The following is a 20,525-nucleotide window of genomic DNA, read 5'->3' on the forward strand; positions in this document are numbered from 1 at the left end:
CGGGTAACCAAATCCTTTCTGCCATCCCAGTACGAGGACCAATGGGACCAGTGACATAACCGCCTAGTTAAATCACCGGCATCATGCTTGTCATCGGCAGGGGCGCGGCGGAGAATTGCCGATCCCTTTCACGACCAGCCCCAGAAGATCGCAGCAATGAGCATCCATCAGCATTTCTCGCCCGATTACGCCACCGCCCGCCAGAAATTCCTCGCGGCCGCCAAGGCCGCGAAAGCCGAGATCGAAAGCTTCGCCCATCCGTTGAAGGGCATTGCCGGCGAAGACCTGTTCACCGACATCGCCTGGGTCGGCCCGCGCGATGCCAAGGCCGTGCTGGTCACGGTGTCGGGCACGCATGGCATCGAAGGCTATTATGGTTCTGGTTGCCAGGTCGGCTGGTTGAGCGAAGGCCATGTCGCCAAGTTGCCGCCCAATACGGCGATGCTCAGCATCCATGGCAGCAACCCCTACGGCTTCTCCTGGGGTCGTCGCGTCAATGAAGACAACATGGACATCAACCGGAACTTCATCGATTTCGACAAGACCAAGCCGCCGGCCAACCCGGCCTATGCCGAGGTGCATGCCTGGTTGGTGCCGGCGCAGTGGAGCGATGCCGTTGCCGCGGATATCCAGAAAAAGATTGCAGAATACTATGCCCGTGTCGGCGCGAAGGCGGCGACCGCCGCCATTGTTGGCGGCCAGCACAGCCATGCCGATGGCATCTTCTACGGCGGCGTGCAGGCCTGCTGGTCGCACAAGACCATCAAGGGCATCGTGGCGGCCTATCTGAGCAAGGCGCAGCGCATCTGCGTGCTCGACTATCACACCGGGCTTGGCCCGTTCGGCTATTCGGAAATGATCTGCCGCCATGCGCCGGAGTCTGAATCGCTGAAACTGGCGCGGCTGTGGTTCGGCGATGCCGTCACCTCGCCGGCGATGGGCCAGTCGGACTCGCCGGTGATCGAGGGCAACCTGCGCATGGGCATCGCGCGGTTCGCCAGCCAGGCCGTCGTGGTGGCCAGCGCCATCGAGGTCGGCACGCTGAGTTCGGAAGAGGTGCGGCTATCGGTGGTGGCCGACAACTGGCTGCATCTGCGCGGCGATGTCTTCTCGGCCCAGGGCAAGCAGATCAAGGCGCAGATCCGCGCCGCTTTCTATCCCGATAATGACGAATGGCGCGGCCTGTGCTATCCGCGCGCCGTCGAAATCCAGAAGCAGGCACTGGCGGGCCTGGCGGCTGCCTAACCCGGCTGACCCGTCGGGCGTACGCGGCCAGGTAGATATCCCGGCAACCCGCCGCTGCGCGCCTGCAGCGGGCCGTCCCAACGGTTGACGATGGCGTCGTAGCTGCCGCTGCGCTTCAGTGCCGCCAGGCCGCGATTGAAGGCGGCGCATTGTTCAGGGATGTGGAAGGCCACCGCATAGGGCACCGGCGCGAAGAGGTTGTGCTCGGCGACTGGCATGCTGGTGTCGATGCCGACCTCGCTGCTGCGCATCAGATGGCGGAAGATGCGCCGCTCCATGATCACCACATCGGTGCGGCCGGAAAACAGCGCCCGCACCTGCAGCATCTGGTTGGCCACCTCGCGGTATTTCGCATTGCCCTGCTGCACGGCGGTCATCTCGGAGCCGAGCAGCACCTGCGCATTCTGGAAGGCGATGACATCGTAATAGGCGAGGTCGGGGACCTGCGTGATGCTCAGGCCGCGCTGCGCCAGCGAGAAGGCTATGTTGTGATAGATCAGCACCGTGTCGCTCAGGCAGCCGGGCAGGCCCATGGCGGCGCTGGCCGGTGCGATCGCGCCAAGGCCGCCGCGCCGGAAATCCTCGGGCAGCCGGCCAAACGGCGCCAGCTCGGCTTTCAGCGCCAAGCCGCCGGCCTGCGCCGCCGCCATCACCAGGTCGTATTCCAGTCCGGTCAGGCTGCCATCGGGATTCTGCAGCACATAGGGCGCCGTCGGGCGGAAACCGGTGACGATGATGGTCTGGGCCTGCAGCGGCATGGCGAACAGGCCTGTCGTCAGCAGGATGAGAACCCGAAGGATGAATATCTGGCGTAACCGCACGGGGGAATATTAGGATGCCCGCCATGTTCCGGCAATGCGAGCCTATCCCCCGCACCCCCATGACGGTCTGTCCCCTGAAGGCTTGGCCATGACCCCCTTCGGCGCCCGCATCCGCGCCCTGCGCCAGGCGCGCGGCATCGCGCTGAAGCAGATGGCGGCCGATATCGGCGTGTCCTCGGCCTACCTCTCGGCGCTGGAGCACGGCCATCGCGGTCGCCCGTCCTGGCTGTTGTTGCAACGCATCTGCGGCTATCTCAACATCATCTGGGACGATGCCGAAGACCTGGCCGAACTGGCCAAGCTGTCGCATCCACGCATCACCATCGACACCGCCGGCCTCACGCCCAAGGCAACGCTGCTCGCCAATGAACTTGGCCGCCGCATCGGCAATCTGGATGACGCGCGCTTGGAGCAGATGCTCAAGTTGCTGCGCGGCTGACGCGGGGCGACCGCTCCGCCTGTGAGATTGGCGCGACAAAGCGCGAAATCCTGCCCCAAAATCGTCCGAACCAGGCCGCACACCGGCGGGCACCAAATCTCCCCTGCGGCGTTCATTTGATAACCGCTCGCTCAGGAGGCTGCAGTGCAGGCCGCCCGGATATTACGTGACCATCTTGAAGTGATTGCCGGGTATGGGGCCAGGGATGTACGTCCCGGCAGCCCGGCGCCCGTTTATGCGGGCGATCTGCTGGAACCGGGCCGCAATGTCTGGCGCGCCGAACGCGCCGCGCGCGCCTGTATGCTGGTCGATGCGGCCGAGTATTTCGGCGTGCTGCGCCAGGCGCTCCGCAATGCGCGCCATTCCGTCATTATCACCGGCTGGGATATCGACAGCCGCACGCCGCTGGTCGGGCCTGATGGCGAGACCGGCGACGACCTGCCCGTTGCCTTCGGCGCATTTCTCACCGAACTGGTGCGCCGTCGGCCGCAGCTTCATATCAAGCTGCTGCTCTGGGACTATTACTCCGCCGTCTATTCGCTGGAACGCGAACTCATGCCGGCGCTGGCGCTGCAGTGGAACACGCCGCGCCAGATCGAGCTCTGCCTGGACGACGTACTGCCGATTGGCGCCTCGCATCACCAGAAGATCGTGGTGATCGACGACGCCGTGGCTTTCTCCGGCGGCCTCGACATCACCATCCGCCGCTGGGATACCAGCGAGCACCTGCTCGACAATCCGCTGCGTGTCGATCCGGCCGGCAAACCCTACACGCCTTTCCATGACGTGCAGATGCTGGTCGACGGCCCAGCCGCCGCCGCGCTCGGCCAGCTGGTGCGCAACCGCTGGCACCGTGTCACCCATGAACTGCTGCCGCCGGCCCCGGCCGGCAGCGATCCCTGGCCCACGGACCGCGCGCCGGACTTCCGTTCGGTCGCCGTCGGCATCGCCCGCACCGAGCCGCATTACGGCCCCGAGCCGGAGGTGCGCGAGGTGGAGGCGCTGTTCCATGACATGATCGCCTCGGCCGAGCGCCATCTGTATATCGAGAACCAGTTCCTCACCTGCACCGCACTGGCCGGGAAGCTGGTCGAGCGCCTGCGGGAACAGCCGGCACTGGAAGCCGTGATCGTGGCGCCGAAGACGCATCACACCTGGCTCGAGCAACAGGGCATGCTGGCCGGCCGCATCCGCTTCATGCGACTGGTCGAGCAGGCCGGTCTGAAAGACCGCGTGCGGTTCGTCTATCCCTGCCTGCGCATGGAGGGCGGCGATCCCGACGACCGCCGCGCCGAGGTCATGGTGCATTCCAAGGTAATGATCGTCGACGACCGCCATCTGCGCATCGGTTCGGCCAACCTGTGCAACCGCTCGATCGCCGTTGACACCGAATGCGACCTGGTGATCGTGGCCGCCGATCCGGCCGACCGCGCCGCGATCGCGGCGGCGCGTGATCGCCTGATTGCCGAACATTGCGGTGCTTCGCCCGCCGACGTCGCCGCCCTGATGCAGGAGACGAACTCGTTGTTCGCCACGCTGGACGCGCTGGCCGAACGGGACTCCGAGCATCTGCTCTGCCCGATTGTGGATGGCGCCCTGAAAGGCCTTGACCTCACCGCGCAGATCGAGGCGGTGGCCGATCCGATCCGGCCCTTGAGCGCCGATTTCTACCTGCCAGATCCCAGTAACGAACCGCCGAGCCAGCGCCGCGTCTCGGCCATGCTGCTGATTGGCTGCACCATCCTGGCCGTGGTGGCGCTGGTGCTGGCCTGGCGCTACACGCCGCTGTCGGAATGGGCGTCGCCGTCGAAGCTCGCGGCCGCCTTCCGCGCCATCGCCGCCAGCCCGCTGTCCTTCCCCATCGTGGTCGCCATCTATGTGCTGGCGGGATTCATCGCTTTCCCGGTCACGCTGTTGATCGCCGCCACCGCCATTACATTCGGGACCTGGGAGGGCCTGAGCGTCGCGCTGACCGGCTCGATGAGCAGCGCCATGGCCACCTATGGCGCCGGGCGCTGGCTCGGCGCGGATATCCTGCGCCGCGTGATGGGTCCGCGCATCAACCGGGTCGCGCGCAAGGTGAAAAGCAACGGCATCCTGGCGGTCACCACCATGCGGGTGATGCCGACGGCGCCCTTCATGCTGGTCAATCTGGTGGCCGGCGCGACCAGAATCCGTCTCACCGACTACGCCATCGGCACACTGCTCGGCCTGGCGCCCGGCATTATCATCATGTCGGTGCTGGGCGGTCGCCTGCTCGACATGATGACGCATCCCTCGCTGATCGATCTGGCGCTGATCGCCGGGTTCCTCTTGGTCTGGGCGGGCCTGTCCTATGGCCTGCAGCTGATCGTCGCGCGGCTGCGGGACAAGTTCGGGGAGTCGTGAGCCTTTGATCGTCGACCGCCTGCCCGGCCATCCGCATGAACGGCCGCCCGCATTGCCTGTCGTGCGGGTCCTGACCTGGAATGTTCATGCGGGTATCGGCCCGGACGGACGCTACGATCTGCCGCGCATCGTGGCGCTGGTGCGCCGGCACCAGCCTGACATCGTCGCCCTGCAGGAACTGGACTCGCGCGGCCGCGGCGAGACCTCGCCATTCCAGTATCTGGCGCAGGCGTTGGGCAGCCATGCCGCCGAGGCCAAGACCATCGTGGCGCCGGATGGGTATTACGGTCATGTACTGATCAGCCGCTGGCCAATGACCGAAACCGCCGTGCATGATCTCTCGGTTTCCAGACGCGAGCCGCGCCGCGCCATCGAGACGACCATCCTCACGCCGACCGGGCCGCTGCATCTGTCCTCGGTGCATCTGGGCTTGAGCATCCGCGAGCGCCGCAAGCAGGCGGCGATCCTGTCCGCCATCGCCGGCTCGGCGCGCGGCACCACGATCATGCTGGGCGATTTCAACGACTGGTTCGTCTATGGCGGCGTGCGCCGGGCGCTCGCCACCATCCTGCCCGGCCGCACCAAGCTGCGCAGTTTCCCCGCGCGCTATCCGCTGCTCATGCTCGACCGGATCTATTGCCGCCCGCGCCAGGCGCTGGTGAGCTGCTGGGTCGATCCGTTGGGCCGGCGCGTCTCCGACCATTTGCCGGTGATCGCCGATATCCGGCTTGAGCAGGCCGCACCCGGTCCGCAGCCCTTCAGCCTGCCGGAGACGCTGGCCGAAGAAGCCATGTTGCTGCCGGCGGCCACGGCGGTGGCGGATATCGCGCCGCCGCCCTTCATGCGCTGACGCTGATTATGACTTGTGCGGCATGCGCGGCTGGGCAAGCCGCATGCCGCTGTCGATCAGCAGCGTTTCGCCGGTGACATTGGGCGCGGCCGTCAGGAAGAACAGGATGCTGGCGGCGATGTCGTCAGGCTTGTTGGTGGTGCCGAGCGGCGCGAAACTCTGCCAGTTCGCCTGTGCCGCCTTGTAGGCGGCCTCGCCCATGCCCTGCTGCAGCCATTCACCCTCGACGAAGCCGGGGCAGACCGCATTGATCCGCACTTCCGGTCCCAGCACGCGCGCCAGGCTGAGCGTCAGGCCGTTCAGCGCCGCTTTTGATGCGACATAGGCGAGCGACGATCCGGTGCCGTAGACGCCGGCAATGGACGAGACGTTGACCACGGATCCACGGCTGCTGCGCAGATGCGCTTCAGCCGCACGCACCATCTGGAACGGGCCGATGGTATTGACGGCGAAGATGTCCTGGAAGTCCTGCGCCGACAGGCCGGCGAGATCGCGATGCGCCACGAACTTTGTGGTGCCGGCATTGTTGACCAGATAGTCGAGCCGGCCGAAATGCTGCACGGTTTCATCGACGACGCGGCGGCAATCGGCATCCTCGGCCACATTGCCCTGCACCAGCAGCGCCTTGCCGCCGGCTGTCTCCGCATCCTTGGCGATGCGCTCGGCGGCGACACGATTGCGGGAGAAGTTGATGGCCAGGCTGCAGCCACGTGCTGCCAGCTGCAGCACGGTGGCGGCGCCAATGCCGCTTGAGCCGCCGGTCACCAGGGCCACGCGGCCATTCAGATCGCTCATTCTCGTTCCCTCCTGATCTTTGGGTACAAGCAAACGCCGGGGCGGGCCGACGCGCAAGGATCGGTGCGCGGTTGCCCATAAAAACGTCATAAACTCAACGATTTATCCTCAAATTGCGACTGATTATCATTGACTTCCTCTGCATACCGGTGTTACCGACGGCCATTCTAGATGGGTGATAGCCGGACCGCGCCGACCAAGGGGGAAGGTGGGCAGCCAGACCCGATCTCTGCGGAGTCTCGCCATGACCCTTTCCCGCTCGCTCCTGCTTTTGTCCGCCGCACTCTGGGCGGGCCAGTCTGCCGCCCAGACGACCGGCCAGGCCGAACCCACACAGGCCGGTTCGGTACAGTTGCCCTCGATCCAGGTCGAGGGCGCGACGGTGCCGGAACGCGCCGACGGGCCGGTTGAAGGCTATCGCGCCACGCGCACCGGGACGGCGACCAAGACCGATACCCCGATCAAGGATGTGCCGCAGGCCGTCAACGTCGTGCCGCGCGAGGTGATCGAGGATCGCCAGATTTCGCGGCTGGCCGATGTGCTGTTCGTCGCGCCGAATGTGCAGCCCGCCGGCACCAATGGCGGTCGTGGCCAGAACTTCTTCCTGCGCGGATTCCAGACGCAGACGATGGCGATCGATGGCGTGATGCAGAGTCCGGCGCTGAATTTCCCGCTGGTTTCGCGTGACCTGTCCTCGGCCGAGCGCGTCGAGGTGCTCAAGGGCCCTGCCTCGGTGCTGTATGGTCGCGGTGAACCGGGCGGCACCATCAACATCGTCACCCGCAAACCGTCGGATACCTTCGGCGGCAGCGCCACCCTGCAGGGCGGCAGTTACGACTTCTATCGCGGCGAAGCCACGGTCACCGGGCCGCTGGATGCCAAGGGTACCTTGACCGCGCGTATGACGGTCGCCTACCAGACCGAAGGCAGCTTCCGTTATGACAACGACGATACGCGCGAATATCTCGCGCCAGTGCTGCACTGGACGCCGCGCGAGGATACGCGCTTCGCGCTGAACTACGAGCATACCCAGCAGAACAGCCAGTTCGACCGCGGCATTCCGGCGATCGGCAACCGCGTCACCCTGCCGATCGACAACTACTATGCCGAAGACTGGTCGCGCTATGTTGCCACCGTCGATAACGCCACCTTCCGGGCCGAGCATGACGTGAGGGACTGGCTGACGGTGCGCCAGCTCTTCAACTACACCTGGGGCGACACCTATCGCCTGGTGGCGAATGCCCAGAGCATCACCGGCAACACCCTGAACCGTCAGGCGCTGCGGCAGCTCGAGGAAATGACGGCGTTCGACTCGCAGAGCGAAGCCGTGATGAAATTCGACACCGGCAGCATCGGCCATACGGTGCTGACCGGCTATGAATACGTCAACGCCGACCGTGACATCACGCAGACCAATTTCAACCTGACCGGCGTCAACCTGTTCAACCCGAGCCATGGCGCCTTCCCGACCACCTTTGCCTCGGCCAATCGCCCGCTCACCCGCATCCTCATGAACAGCCTGTATGTGCAGGATCAGGTCAGATTCAACGAACAGTGGGAAGCGCTGCTTGGCATGCGCCACGACATGCTGGACCAGACCTCGATCACCAGTAATCGCCCGACCTTCATCGACCGCCGCAACACCTCGCCGCGCGCCGGCCTGGTCTACAAGCCGGTGCCGCCGCTGTCGCTCTATGGCAGCTATTCCACCAGCTTCAGCCCGCAGACCAGCCGCATTCTCGGCGATGTTCCGCCCGAGCCGGAAACCGGCGTGCAGTATGAAGTCGGCGCGAAATACGATCTGGTGCCGAACAAGCTGTCGGTCGGCATGGCGGTGTTCCAGATCACCAAGGAAAATGTGGCGACGGCGTCGGGCGTCAACGGCTTCTCGGTGCTAACCGGCGAACAGCGCTCGCGCGGCGTCGAATTCGACATCAGCGGCGAACTGGCGCCAGGCTGGAACCTGATCGCCGGCATCGGACTGCTGAATGCCGAAGTGACCAGCGACCGCACCATCCCGGTCGGCAACCGTCTCGGCGGCACGCCGGATTTCAGTGGCGGCTTCTGGAGTACCTATCAGTTTCGCACCGGCGATCTGCGCGGCCTGGGCTTTGGCGCCGGCGTCACCTATGTCGGCCAGCGTTCGGGCGACAACGCCAACAGCTATGGTGTCGATGGCTATGCCCGGCTCGACGCCACAGTCTTCTACGACCTGAACGATCGTGTGCGCGTTTCGCTCAGTGGCCGCAACCTGACCGACCAGGAATATATCGAGCAGACCGTCAACAACCTGGAAAACCTGCCCGGCCAGCCGCTTACCGTGGTGGCCGGCATCACGGCGAAGTTCTGACCATGCGGGCGCGGATCACGCTTGCCCTCGCCTTGCTGCTGCTCGCCGGCTGCGACGCTATCGCCGCCGACAAAGGCCGCATCCTGATGGTGCACAAGGCCGACAGCGATAGCCGCAAGACAGATGATGCGGTGAAGGCTTATCTGGAGCAGAAGGGTTACACTGTCACCTATCACGACCAATATTTGCCGGCGACGGAAGCCTGCCGGCATGATCTGGTGGCGATCTCGGCCAGCGTGCGCTCGCGCGACCTGATGGATGCCTATCGGGCCATCACTGTCCCGCTGTTGACTTGGGAGGATGACGAGCTCGATGACCTGCGCATGGTCGGTCGGCGTAATGGCACCGATTTCGGCACGGTCGAGCGCGAGCATGAACTCTGGATGGTCAATGCGCCGCATCCGCTGGCTGCTGGCCTGTCGGCCGGTCCACTCAATGTTTATATTGGCAATGCAGCGATGGGTTGGGGCAAGCCTGGCCTGGGCGCCAGCATCATCGCCACCTTGCCGGGCCAGCCGGAGAGGGCGGCAATCTTCGCCTATGAGCGCGGCGCCACCATGGATTACGATTTTCTTGCACCGGCGCGTCGCAGCTTCTTCCTGCTCGACAACGACACCTTCACCAAGCTGAACGCCGACGGCCTGAAGCTGTTCGACGCTGCCGTGGCCTGGACTATGGCCGATCTGCAGGCCGGCAAGAAAGCATGTCCCTGACGATTCTCCTGCGATCTTGGTCCGGCCCGCGCGCCATGCGCTGGCTGCACGGCTGGCTCGGCTTCTATCTCTGCCTGGTGCTGGGTTTCCTCTGCCTGTTCGGCACGCTGACCAGCGTCGGGCATTACATCGACTGGGTGCTCGATCCCGCCCTGCGCGTCACGCCGCCGATAGAGCAAGCGGCCGAGCAGGCCGCGCCGGCAAGCTGGGGTCGCATCGAAGCTGCGGTGCGCGCCCAGCATCCCGACTGGACGATCCAGCGCATGATGGCGCCTCAGGGCAGCCGCTTCGCCGCCGAGCTGCGGGTGGTCACGGCGCCAAGTTCGACGGGGCCAGGCCAGCCACGTCTGCTCTATGTCGATCCCTATCGGGCGACCATCACCGGCGAAGGTCCGCGCGACACGGTGCAGGCGACGCTGCGGCAGATTCATCGCCAGTTCTTTCTGCCCACCATCGGCGGCCTCAATATCGGCGTCTATCTCGCCACACCCTTTGGCCTGGTGCTGCTGCTGATGCTGCTGAGCGGCCTGGTGATCTATCCGCGGTTCTGGCGCGGGTTGTTCCGCCTGCGGCTGGGCCAGGGCAGCCATATCCTGCTCAACGACCTGCATCGCCTGGTGGCGGGCTGGTCGGTCTGGTTCCTCGCTGCGATCTCTCTGACCGCGATGTGGTATTTCGCCGAGCGGCTGCTGCTCGACACCGGCGCGCGGCTGGAGCCGGTCGCGCCGAAAGCTGCGGTCTCTTCGGCGCCATCGCTGCCACTGGACGAGCTGATCGCCAGCGCACGCGCCGCCTATCCCGAGCTGCAGGTGAGCGGCGTGTATTTTCCGCGCCGCAACGGCGATGCACTGCGGCTGGACGGCCAGGCCGGCGACATTCTGGTGCGCGACCGCGCCAACAAGGTTTATCTCGATCCGAAAAGCGGCACGGTGCTGGCGGTGGAGCGTATTGCCCAAGCCGGTTTCTGGCGGCGCTGGAACGAAACCGCCAATCCGCTGCATTTCGGCGATTTCGCCGGCCTGTGGTCGCGCCTGGTCTGGTTCGTCTTCGGCGCCGGCCTGACCACACTGGTGTTCAGTGGGGCCTGGATGTACTGGTCACGGCTGCGGCGTGACCGCGCCACCGCCCGGCAGCGCGCTTTAAAGCGCGCTGCCTTATAGGGGCGGGGCCTTACAGGATGTACTTGCTGAGGTCGCTGTCCTTGGCGAGGTCGCCGATGCGCTGCTGCACATAGGCGGCATCCACCGTCACTGTCTGGCCGGCATGGTCGGTGGCGGCATAGCTCACTTCCTCCAGCACGCGCTCAAGGATGGTGTGCAGCCGGCGCGCGCCGATATTCTCCACGCCTTCATTCACGTCGAAGGCGATTTGTGCCAGCGCCTCGACCGCATCCTCGGTGAAGCTGAGCGTCACCTGCTCGGTGCCCAGCAGCGCGGTATACTGCTTCAGCAGGCTGGCTTCCGGCTCGGTCAGGATGCGCTTGAAATCCTCGCGCGTCAGGCCTTTCAGCTCGACGCGGATCGGCAGGCGGCCCTGCAGCTCGGGCAGCAGGTCGCTCGGCTTGGCCACCGAGAAGGCGCCTGAGGCGATGAACAGGATGTGGTCCGTCTTCACCGCGCCATGCTTGGTGTTGACGGTTGTGCCCTCGATCAGCGGCAGCAGGTCGCGCTGCACGCCTTCACGCGACACATCGCCGCCACCGCGATATTCGCTGCGGGCGCAGATCTTGTCGATCTCGTCGATGAAGACGATGCCGTTCTGCTCCACTGCGGTGATCGCGTCCTTCACCAGGCCGTCCTGGTCGACCAGCTTGTCGCTTTCTTCCTGGGTCAGCGCCTTCATCGCTTCGCCCACGCTGGTCTTGCGCGGCTTGCCGCGCATGCCGCCGAAGGCCTTGCCCAGCATGTCCTGCAGATTGGCCACGCCCATCTGGGCGCCCGGCATGCCGGGGATCTCGAACAGCGGCATGCCGCCGGCGCCACCGTCCTTGAGTTCGATCTCGACCTCGCGCTGGTCGATCTCGCCCTCGCGCAGCAGCTTGCGGAATTTCTGCCGGGTCTCGACGCTGGCCTTGTCGCCGACCAGCGCATTGAGCAGGCGTTCCTCGGCGGCCAGTTCGGCGCGCGCGGTGACGTCCTTGCGCTTGGCCTCGCGGATCATGGTGAGCGCGCCTTCCAGCAGGTCGCGCACGATCTGCTCGACATCGCGGCCGACATAGCCCACTTCGGTGAATTTGGTCGCCTCCACCTTCAGGAAGGGCGCGTTGGCCAGCTTGGCCAGCCGGCGCGAAATCTCGGTCTTGCCCACACCGGTCGGCCCGATCATCAGGATGTTCTTGGGCAGCACCTCATCGCGCAAGGCATCCGGCAGCTGCTGGCGGCGCCAGCGGTTGCGCAGCGCAACGGCGACGGCCTTCTTGGCGTCTTTCTGACCGACGATGTAGCGGTCGAGTTCGGAAACGATTTCGCGAGGCGAGAAGGAGGTCATGACAGCTTTTCTACAATGACGTTGCGATTGGTGTAGACACAGATATCGGCGGCGATACCCAGGCTCTTGCGGGCGATCGCCTCGGCGTCCATGTCGTCGCGGTCGATCAGCGCGCGCGCGGCGGCGAGCGCGTAGTTGCCACCCGAGCCGATGCCGATCAGGCCGTCTTCGGGTTCCAGCACATCGCCGGTGCCGGTCAGCACCAGCGAGACCGAGCGGTCGGCCACCGCCATCATCGCCTCGAGCCGACGCAGATAGCGGTCGGTGCGCCAGTCCTTTGCCAGCTCGACGCAGGCGCGCGCCAGCTGACCCGAATGGCGCTCCAGTTTGTTTTCCAGACGCTCGAACAGGGTGAAAGCGTCGGCGGTGGCGCCGGCGAAACCGGCGAGGATTGAGCCGTCGCCGATGCGGCGCACCTTGCGCGCATTCGACTTGATCACGGTCTGGCCCAGGCTGACCTGGCCATCGCCGGCGAGGACAACCTGGTTGCCCTTACGGACAGCGAGAATGGTGGTGCCGTGCCAGGTCGGCACGCGGTCTTCACTGCTCATGATGGGAAACCTCAACCTTGAACTGTGCTTCATGTAGGAAAGCGTCGGCATGGGTGCAAGATGCCGGCAAACTGACGGCCGTCACACTGCGGCTACCTCAAATGTGCATGCGACGCTAGCCCACCTGGCCGCTATCGCAAGTGCTCACGGCATCTACAACCGTCGGTCTATGCAACTTTTCCGACAGGGTGGCCCTGATGGAAGGTCCACTCGACTCTTATCCGACCCTCGCATAAAATCCACGCATATCGGCGCAGGCAGTGCTGGTTGGGGTGCAGAATGAACTACCTCATCGATCCGAAGGGTCAATGGTATCGTTGGCCGTCAGCCACGCTGACGGAAGAATACGGCTATCGTGATCCCGACTTCGATTTCGCCGGCTATGCCACGCGCAATCTCGGCTTCGTCTCCCTCTTCATCGAAGAAGAAGCGACCTTCCTGCAGTTCCGCGCCGGCATGGTCAGCACGGCAGCACTCGCCACCCTCAAGCCCTATCTTGCCAAGGCCGTCGCCAAGAAGCCGGTCGGCATCGCCTTCTATGCCAGCGGCTGGCTCGAGGAAGTCTATGCGCAGGCCGAGCCGCTGCTGGCGCGCATGGACGAACTGGCGGCGCTGCGCGAGCCGCGCATGCGGGACCAGTTCATCCGTCGCGCCCACCGCCCACGCGACTGGCTGGCCTACGGCCACAAGAATCTCAGCGGCCTGTTCGAACTCTGGCGCTTTGTCGACGGCGTCTATTCGGAACCGGTGCAGCGGTTCCTGCAGAGCAGCGGCCTGGTCAACCGCACCGTGCTGCTGGAAAGCAGCCAGGGCAACGATCTCACCGTCACCCATGGCGGCGCCGGCATTTCCGTCTATGACAATTTCTCGTTCCGCGACACGGTCGGCCGCAGCATTGCCGACCAGCCTGACAAGGCTTACGGCAAGTGGGTGGCGGAGGCCTATCTGGCCTGCCGGCACAGCGGCGAACCGCAGATCGACGATATCGATGCGATCATCGAGGAGCCCGGCCACGATCCGCGCCGCCGTCGCTACCAGCGCCTGATTCTGCGCTGGAAGCGTCCGGGCGGCGAGATCATTCTGACCGGCACGTCGATGATCAATCAGAATATTTCCATTCCGCTGGACACCGTAGAGTCCAATACGGAACGCTGACGGTTACGACGCCAGTGCGCGTTGATCCAGCGTGACCTGACTGCCGGTTCGCGCGTCGCCTGCGATATCCGATTCAAAGCGGGCGATATCCTCGAGCAGTTCGCTGCGCGGCATCCACACCAGGCAGCCCATGTAGCGCGGACTGACCGTCGAGCCCAGCCACTGTACACCCGGCTCGACGCGGGTATAGCCGTAAGCCTTCGCCACACCCTTCTCGACCAACGCCTGGGTCACCAGGCTGATGGTGTAGTCGGTGTTCCAGTTGGTCAGTGCCAGCGCGCGCGACAGGCGCGGCAGAATCTTCGGCAGTGCGCGTCCGCGATAGTCGGGATGAATCCAGGTCGAGCCTGAAAACACCACGCGGCCGCCGATGCTCGCCGCGCTCGGCGAGGAGACGCTGCAAGACTCGTCCACATTCTTCTGCCGCTCGGGATCGGGATAGAACAGGCGCAGGCTGGTCAGGTAGCTCTGCAGCGTTTCATCACCCATGTCGTAGAAATGCGCCGCCTGCGTGCTGACGATCTCGCCTTCGGCGCTGCGGCCGATCAGCCAGTAGCCGCAGTCGGCATTGATGCCGCCGAAGCCGGCATCGAAGCTTGGCGCCAGTCCATGCCAGTGCTTGAGGTTCATGCGGTTGACCTCGCGCAGCAGTTCGAAATCGGTGCTGAGGCTGAGATAGACGCCGCGGTCGCGCGCCGCCTTGTCGGCGGCGAGGAAGAAGCGGCCAAGCTCGGCGAGCGGGCCATGCTGCAGGGTGATCTGGTCGGGAAGACGAACCGGGCTGGATGGCATCGCCAGGGTGGTGGCGAGGCGGCTGGGGATCATGGGGCGGGAATGTATGGTCATCGTGACCTCCGTTGAGTTGGTGGGACTCTTCGGATTATACCCCTATATAGTTAAAGTTCTCTGTATGTTCGCATATATATGGTAATGGCTGGATTTAGTGGGGTGTGTGCCGGAGAGTTGCGGGCACAAAAAAACCGGGCCACGTGGGGCCCGGTTCCTTGGATGGTGTTTTTTAGATCGCGGGGGCGATCAGGCCTCGACGGCGGGGGTCGGCTCTTCGCCTTCATCCTTGCCGCTGTAGGAGGTCGCAGCCGCCTTGATCAGCTGGAAGATGCGGTCCCGCACCATCGGATCGGTGATCTTGCCGAAGTTGCGCACCAGTTCGAGCGCCTGACGCCGGGAAACCGGGCTTTTATCCTGCTCGATCTCCGATACCACGGCATGCTCGGGCCGGGCGGTGGGCTGCTGCTCGATGCCGGGCATGTCCTCAAAGAAGTAGGACGGCGGCACGTTCAGGATCTGGGCGAACTGCTGCAGGCGACTGGCGCCGATGCGGTTCAGGCCCTTTTCGTATTTCTGGATCTGCTGGAAGCTGAGGCCCACAGAGGTACCCAGCCGTTCTTGGCTGAAGCCCGCAAGGGTTCGGCAGGCCCGCAGCCGAGCCCCGACATGTGCGTCGTACGGGTTCGGTTTACGCATCGACTTCTCCATCACTAGTGAGTCTCCGCTCTGAATAAGATGTAGCGTTTTTACCACCACTTGCTCGCGCCTGCTACCCGGTTGCATTTTGCAGTTCGGAGCAAAGCACCGCGATTTCCGCGACTTATACTTGATACTCTAAATCCAAATCCGCCTGCTGCGAGAATGGCTTAAGCAAGAAGCAACCATGACGTCGGGGTATGGGTGCAACACGCGGACTGATCTCGCAGCGCCGTAAAATTTTGATAACATGGTTGCGCAGAATGGGACCAGAGCCCGTCTGAGGCTTCGTACGAGGCCTGAAAAACGTTCCTTGGGGGGAGCACCGGATCGGCAAGAGCCGCGTGGTCATTATACGCATGACCGCGCATATCGTTCCGGTGCTGCAGGAGTTCGCGATGCTTTCGATGTGCTTTTTCCTTTCGGTCCGCCGTCCCCGCATCGCCCGCCTGCCAGCCTGACCCCACCATCCTGATCTCGTCATCACCGTCGTCCTTGCCGGACCGCTTTGCCGTCCATGGAGAATCCTATGGCTGTTTCCGACCTTTCCGATGCGCTGCCGGCTGACGAGCTGCCGCAGGACGACAGGCCCGTCCGCCGCGTGCCGCCGCTGGTTGCCTGGTTTGGCCGGCTGGGCATCAAGCTGCGCATCGCCATCGGCTTTGCCGCGGCGCTGGCGCTGCTGACCATTGTCGCCATCGCCGCCATCTATGGCGTGCAGTGCGGCGGCGTGGCCTTCAGCAACTACGACCGCATCTCCACCAACAACCAGCGCCTGTCGCAGTTCGAACGCGATCTGGTCGATCTGCGCCGCAGTCTGCTGCTGTATGTCGAACGCGACGATCCGCGCGGCCTGCTGGCGGTGCGCCGGCTCGAACCGCGCATGACTGAAACGCTCGACGGTCTGGTGTCCAGCGTGAGTCACCCGCAGCGCCAGGCGGCGCTGACCGAAATCACGCCTGTGCTCAAGGCCGCTTTCGGCAAGCTGGCGCAGGCGATCGAGGCACGCAACCGGCTGAAGGAAATCGTGCGCCAGCTTGATGTCTACGGCCCGCGCACGCGCGACACGCTGAATCAACTGGTCAAGCTGGCGATCCGGGAGAAGAATTTCGTGCTGGCCACCGAAGCCGGCCTGGTGCTCGATGCCTTTTCCGAAATCCGCGTCGCCGCCACTGGTTTCGTCAGCACCGGCGACATGGCGCTGGCCAACGAGGCGCGCGGCAAGGTCGGCACCTTCGTCGACATGGTGGAGGACCTGAAGCCCGAACTCGACAGCGACGACACCAAGAAGCTGGTCGCGGATGCGGAGAATTTCGCCAAGCAGTATGAAACCGGCATTCTCAATGCCGCGACCGCAGCCGGCACCATGAACCGTCTGGTCTATCAGGAGATGGAGCAGGACATCGCGCAGATCGTCGAGCGCATCGACCAGATCCGCGCCGGCCAGGACGAGAACCTGGTCAGCGAACGCAGTTCGGCTTCGGCCGCTTTTGAGGCCACCTTCATCACCGTGCTGGTGATGTCTCTGGCGGCGCTGGCCACCGGCATTGTCTTCGCCTGGCTGATCGGCCGCAACATCGCCAATCCGATCACCGCACTGACCGATGCCATGGGCCGGCTTGCCGAGGGCGACTATGGCACTGATGTGCCGGGATTGCAGCGCGGCGACGAAATCGGCCGCATGGCCTCGGCCGTTGCGGTGTTCAAGGCGAACGGCGCCGAGAATGAGCGCCTGCGTGGCGAAGTCGAGGTCGAGCGCCGTTCGGCTGAACAGGTGCGCGCCGAGCAGGAAGCGCTGCTCGATCGCGCCGTGGGCGAGATCGTCACTGCGGCGGCCGCCGGCGATCTGGCGCGCCGCATCGATACCGCGCCGCTGAACGGCGTGGCCGTGCGGCTGGGCAGCGGCATCAACCAGCTGCTTGATGCGATCGGCGGCGCCGTCAATGCCGTGGGCGGCGTGCTGGCCGGTCTGGCGGCCGGCGATCTCACGCGCCGGATGGATGGTGATTACAACGGCGTCTTCGCCAAGCTGCAGGGCGATGTCAACATGGCTGGTGAAACGCTGGCCGACACCATGCGCCAGATCGCGCAAAGCGCGAGCACCGTGCGGGACGCTTCGGCCGAGATCTCGACGGGGAGCCAGGATCTGGCGAGCCGCACGGAATCCCAGGCGGCGGCGCTGGAGCAGACGGCGGCCTCCATGCACGAGGTGACGGCGACGGTGAAGCAAAATGCCGACAACGCCCAGGCCGCCAACCAGCTCGCTGGATCGGCGCGCAACACGGCGGAAGCCGGCGGCAGCATCGTGGCGAAAGCCGTGTCGGCCATGGGCGAGATCGAAGGCAGCGCACAGAAGATCAGCGACATCGTGGGCCTGATCGACGAGATCGCTTTCCAGACCAATCTTCTTGCCCTCAACGCCAGCGTCGAGGCGGCGCGGGCGGGCGAAGCGGGCAAGGGCTTTGCCGTGGTGGCGCAGGAAGTCCGTTCGCTCGCACAGCGCTCGGCCGATGCGTCCAAGGACATCAAGGCGCTGATCTCGACCTCGAACAGCCAGGTCAAGTCGGGTGCGGCGCTGGTCAATCAGGCCGGCGGTGCGCTGACCGAGATCGTCGGCGCCATCAAGAAGGTGTCGGACATCGTGGCCGAGATCGCGGCCGCCAGCACCGAACAGGCGCGCGGCCTGGAGGAGGTGAACGGCGCCGTGGTCAACATGGACGAGATGACCCAGCGCAACGGCGCGCTGGTCGAGGAGACCAATGCCTCGGCCCAGGCAATGGCAACCCAGGCCGCTGAGCTGACCCAGTTGCTGCAGCGGTTCCGGGTCGCCTGACGGCTGCATCCTAGCGGAGGCCGTCGACGCCCTTGATCTCGGCAGCAGTCAGGCCGCCCAGACGTGCATGAGGGCGGCCGCCGGTGGCCATGCCGAGCGCATAGACGATTTCATCGCCGCGCGGTGCGTCGTCAATGCTGACGCCGACGGTGTGGAAATGCGAGCGCACATAGGCCGCATTGACATGGCCGAGCGGCATCATCAGGCGCACGCCGACCGGACCGACCATCTTGCCGGCCGGCACGATGGCCTTGGTGTCGCCGAGGATGGCGCGCATGCCCCAGCCGCCCGAGGGATGCCACATGGCACCATGCTCCAGTTCGCCATCGGCGCCGACGATGGCGCCCTTGCCATAAGCCTCGATCTCCGCCGGCTGGGCCTCCAGCGCCTTGAGCAGACGCTGGGCGACCTCGCGCCCGAGCGCGTTCAGCGCTTCCATGCCAGGCATGAGGTCTTCGACATATCTTCCGGCATAGGGATTCTGCACCACGACAGCGGCCGTGCCGATGCGCAGCGGTTTCGGAAGGTCCGGTCCACGGTCGTGGAGCACTTCCTCAACATTGGTGACGAACTTGCGGACCTTCCACATAACCGCGCCTCTCAGGCTTCGTTGACGACGGGATTGCGCAGGATGCCGAGTTTCTCGATCTCCACTTCCACCGTGTCGCCATGCTTCATGAAATGCGGCGGCTTGCGGCTCCAGCCCACGCCAGCCGGCGTGCCGGTGACGATGACGTCGCCGGGCACCAGGTCGAAGATGGTGGAGCAGTAATTGATGATACGCGGAATCTTGAAGATCAGGTTGCTGGTGTTTGACGACTGCTCGGTCTTGCCGTTCAGGCGCAGTTCCAGTTTCAGGTTCTCGGGTTCCGGAACCTCATCGGCCGTCACCATCCAGGGGCCGAAGGCGCCAGTGCCCTGGAAATTCTTGCCGGCGGCGATCTGCTTGGCGTGGAACTGCCATTCGCGGATGCTGGCATCGTTGTAGCAGGCATAGCCGGCGATATGCTTGAAGGCATCGGCCTCGGCGATATGGCGGCCGCCCTTGCCGATGATCAGCGCCATCTCGCCTTCCCAGTCGAGCTGCTCCGACACTTTGGGACGGATGATCGGCTGGCCATGCGCCACCTGTGAACGCCAGATGCGCAGGAAGATCGGCGGAAACTCCGACAGCTCGCGATGCATGCCGGCGGCCAGTACCTCCTGGTGATGATCCATGTAGTTGCGCACCAGGCAGACGATTTTCTCGGGGCGCGGAATCACCGGCAGCAGCGTCACATCCTTCAGCGCCAGCTCGGCCTTCAGCCCCTGCACGATGCTGTCGCGTTTGTCGTAGTCCTTGCTGCCGAGGAAATCGGCCAGCGTGGGGCAGGCGGCGCCGAAATGCTTGCCCAGGTCGACGATCGTGTCGCCCTGGACGGCGCCCCAGGATTCGCGGCCCTGATGGGTGAAGGATGCCAGTTTCATACGCGGTATCTCCCTGGTGATGGGCGCGGCCATCCCGTCAGTGCGGGGCCGCGCGGCAATGACGGATGATCTGTGTTACGAGGTCACGGTTTCGCCGGGCTGCAGCGCCTGCATGGCGTTGGCGACATTGGCGGCGGTCTTCATCACATGCTCGCGCAGATGCTGCGCCGCGCGCGCCGGGTCGCGCGACAGCACGGCGTCCATCAGTTTGCGATGTTCGTCGCTCTTGTTGCGCTTGGCCGTGCGATAGATGGCGGAGAGACGGCGATAGCGTTCGGCCTGGTCGAACAGGCTGGTGCACATGTTGATCAGGCGCTGCGACTTGCCACCTGACAGCAGCGCCATGTGGAAGTCGCGATGGCGCTGGCTCCATTCCTCGTTCAGCGGCAGCGTCTCGTCGAACAGGCGCTTTTCCTCGCGCTCCAGCCGGTAGAAGGCGGCGACGATGCGCGCCTCCCAGTCGTCGCCGCCCTCGGCGATCGAGGCTTCGACGGCTTCGCGCTCCAGCACCACGCGCAAGGCTGCGATGTCCTGCAGATCTTCCAGCGAGACCGGCGCCACGCGGAAACCGCGATTGAGCTCCGCCACCACCAGGCCTTCCGCGGTCAGGCGGTTCAGCGCCTCGCGCAGCGGGCTGCTGGACAATTCGTATTCCCGCTGCAGCACGTCGATCTTCAGTTTGTCGCCGGGCAGCAGCTCGCCGCGCACGATGGCCTGGCGCAGCAGCAGATAGGCCTTCTCGGCCAGGGTGGGCTCGGCGGCATCGGTGCGGTTTGCAGGGGCGGTGGTCATGGGCGCGGCCTGTGCGGGTATCCCGGCACATCCTCAGGTTTTGTGCATTCTTGTAGACATTATGCATAAAAGGAGTCTTAATGCAAATAATACATGAGCGTCGAAGCCGGAAATCTCGCTGTTTTCGGGCCGTCAGCTGAAAAAACCTGGGAGA

At 64.7% G+C, this 20,525-nt stretch carries 18 protein-coding genes; 9 read left to right on the top strand and 9 right to left on the bottom strand.

Features of this window, described 5'->3' with window-relative positions; all coding sequences use genetic code 11:
• Positions 1-156 precede the first annotated feature (156 nt).
• The gene (locus AC1RRT_RS09090) at positions 157-1,245 is read left to right on the top strand and encodes a M14 family metallopeptidase (RefSeq protein WP_493013469.1); all 1,089 of its coding nucleotides are present in this window, start codon (positions 157-159) and stop codon (positions 1,243-1,245) included.
• Here the strand turns inward: AC1RRT_RS09090 and AC1RRT_RS09095 are convergent.
• Positions 1,242-2,003 carry a type 2 periplasmic-binding domain-containing protein gene (locus tag AC1RRT_RS09095; protein ID WP_493013470.1) on the bottom strand — a complete coding sequence of 254 codons (762 nt, stop codon included), beginning with the start codon at positions 2,001-2,003 and terminating at the stop codon, positions 1,242-1,244. The genes AC1RRT_RS09090 and AC1RRT_RS09095 overlap by 4 nt on opposite strands.
• 151 nt (positions 2,004-2,154) lie before the next feature.
• Here AC1RRT_RS09095 and AC1RRT_RS09100 point away from each other — a divergent pair, with 151 nt between their 5' ends.
• From AC1RRT_RS09100 to AC1RRT_RS09110, 3 genes are all read left to right on the top strand, one after another.
• Positions 2,155-2,505, top strand: a complete 351-nt coding sequence (locus AC1RRT_RS09100) for a helix-turn-helix domain-containing protein (protein ID WP_493013471.1) — start codon at positions 2,155-2,157, stop codon at positions 2,503-2,505.
• A gap of 144 nt (positions 2,506-2,649) precedes the next feature.
• The gene (locus AC1RRT_RS09105) at positions 2,650-4,893 is read left to right on the top strand and encodes a VTT domain-containing protein (protein ID WP_493013472.1); all 2,244 of its coding nucleotides are present in this window, start codon (positions 2,650-2,652) and stop codon (positions 4,891-4,893) included.
• 4 nt (positions 4,894-4,897) lie between these two features.
• Complete coding sequence (locus tag AC1RRT_RS09110; protein WP_493013473.1) at positions 4,898-5,743, top strand: endonuclease/exonuclease/phosphatase family protein; 846 nt, start codon at positions 4,898-4,900, stop codon at positions 5,741-5,743.
• A 6-nt stretch (positions 5,744-5,749) separates the two neighbouring features.
• Here the strand turns inward: AC1RRT_RS09110 and AC1RRT_RS09115 are convergent, their stop codons facing one another.
• Positions 5,750-6,538 carry an SDR family NAD(P)-dependent oxidoreductase gene (locus AC1RRT_RS09115; RefSeq protein ID WP_493013474.1) on the bottom strand — a complete coding sequence of 263 codons (789 nt, stop codon included), beginning with the start codon at positions 6,536-6,538 and terminating at the stop codon, positions 5,750-5,752.
• Positions 6,539-6,782: 244 nt separating this feature from the next.
• On the opposite strand from AC1RRT_RS09115, the gene AC1RRT_RS09120 reads away from it, so the two are divergent.
• From AC1RRT_RS09120 to AC1RRT_RS09130, 3 genes are read left to right on the top strand one after another with little or no spacing between them, the layout of a single operon-like run.
• Positions 6,783-8,888 carry a TonB-dependent siderophore receptor gene (locus AC1RRT_RS09120; RefSeq protein WP_493013475.1) on the top strand — a complete coding sequence of 702 codons (2,106 nt, stop codon included), beginning with the start codon at positions 6,783-6,785 and terminating at the stop codon, positions 8,886-8,888.
• A 2-nt stretch (positions 8,889-8,890) separates the two neighbouring features.
• Positions 8,891-9,601, top strand: a complete 711-nt coding sequence (locus tag AC1RRT_RS09125; protein WP_493013476.1) for a hypothetical protein — start codon at positions 8,891-8,893, stop codon at positions 9,599-9,601.
• On the top strand, positions 9,592-10,761 hold the full coding sequence (locus AC1RRT_RS09130) for a PepSY-associated TM helix domain-containing protein (RefSeq protein ID WP_493013477.1): 1,170 nt from the start codon (positions 9,592-9,594) through the stop codon (positions 10,759-10,761). The genes AC1RRT_RS09125 and AC1RRT_RS09130 overlap by 10 nt, the downstream gene beginning before the upstream one ends.
• Before the next feature lie 10 nt (positions 10,762-10,771).
• Here the strand turns inward: AC1RRT_RS09130 and hslU are convergent, their stop codons facing one another.
• Together hslU and hslV are read right to left on the bottom strand one after the other, a co-directional pair.
• Positions 10,772-12,088 (bottom strand): ATP-dependent protease ATPase subunit HslU, encoded by a 1,317-nt coding sequence (hslU, locus tag AC1RRT_RS09135; RefSeq protein WP_493013478.1) that lies wholly within the window; start codon positions 12,086-12,088, stop codon positions 10,772-10,774.
• A complete protein-coding gene (gene hslV / locus AC1RRT_RS09140) occupies positions 12,085-12,639 on the bottom strand; it encodes an ATP-dependent protease subunit HslV (RefSeq protein ID WP_493013479.1) in 555 nt (184 codons plus the stop codon). The genes hslU and hslV overlap by 4 nt, the downstream gene beginning before the upstream one ends.
• 279 nt (positions 12,640-12,918) lie before the next feature.
• On the opposite strand from hslV, the gene AC1RRT_RS09145 reads away from it, so the two are divergent.
• Complete coding sequence (locus tag AC1RRT_RS09145; RefSeq protein ID WP_493013480.1) at positions 12,919-13,794, top strand: hypothetical protein; 876 nt, start codon at positions 12,919-12,921, stop codon at positions 13,792-13,794.
• 3 nt (positions 13,795-13,797) lie between these two features.
• Here the strand turns inward: AC1RRT_RS09145 and AC1RRT_RS09150 are convergent, their stop codons facing one another.
• Both AC1RRT_RS09150 and AC1RRT_RS09155 read right to left on the bottom strand, forming a co-directional pair.
• Complete coding sequence (locus AC1RRT_RS09150; protein WP_493013481.1) at positions 13,798-14,640, bottom strand: hypothetical protein; 843 nt, start codon at positions 14,638-14,640, stop codon at positions 13,798-13,800.
• A gap of 189 nt (positions 14,641-14,829) precedes the next feature.
• The gene (locus tag AC1RRT_RS09155; RefSeq protein ID WP_493013482.1) at positions 14,830-15,366 is read right to left on the bottom strand and encodes a helix-turn-helix domain-containing protein; all 537 of its coding nucleotides are present in this window, start codon (positions 15,364-15,366) and stop codon (positions 14,830-14,832) included.
• Positions 15,367-15,808: 442 nt separating this feature from the next.
• Here AC1RRT_RS09155 and AC1RRT_RS09160 point away from each other — a divergent pair, with 442 nt between their 5' ends.
• Positions 15,809-18,112: a methyl-accepting chemotaxis protein gene (locus AC1RRT_RS09160; RefSeq protein WP_493013483.1), complete on the top strand. Its 2,304-nt coding sequence runs from the start codon at positions 15,809-15,811 to the stop codon at positions 18,110-18,112.
• 10 nt (positions 18,113-18,122) lie between these two features.
• On the opposite strand, the gene AC1RRT_RS09165 is transcribed toward AC1RRT_RS09160, so the two are convergent.
• From AC1RRT_RS09165 to AC1RRT_RS09175, 3 genes are all read right to left on the bottom strand, one after another.
• Entirely contained in the window at positions 18,123-18,701 is a 579-nt protein-coding gene (locus AC1RRT_RS09165; protein WP_493013484.1) for an amino acid synthesis family protein, read from the bottom strand.
• An 11-nt stretch (positions 18,702-18,712) separates the two neighbouring features.
• Entirely contained in the window at positions 18,713-19,579 is an 867-nt protein-coding gene (locus tag AC1RRT_RS09170; protein WP_493013485.1) for a fumarylacetoacetate hydrolase family protein, read from the bottom strand.
• Positions 19,580-19,654: 75 nt separating this feature from the next.
• Positions 19,655-20,371, bottom strand: a complete 717-nt coding sequence (locus AC1RRT_RS09175) for an FCD domain-containing protein (protein ID WP_493013486.1) — start codon at positions 20,369-20,371, stop codon at positions 19,655-19,657.
• Positions 20,372-20,525: the final 154 nt, after the last annotated feature.

It is taken from the genome of Ferrovibrio sp. GW821-FHT12B10 (assembly GCF_058807515.1).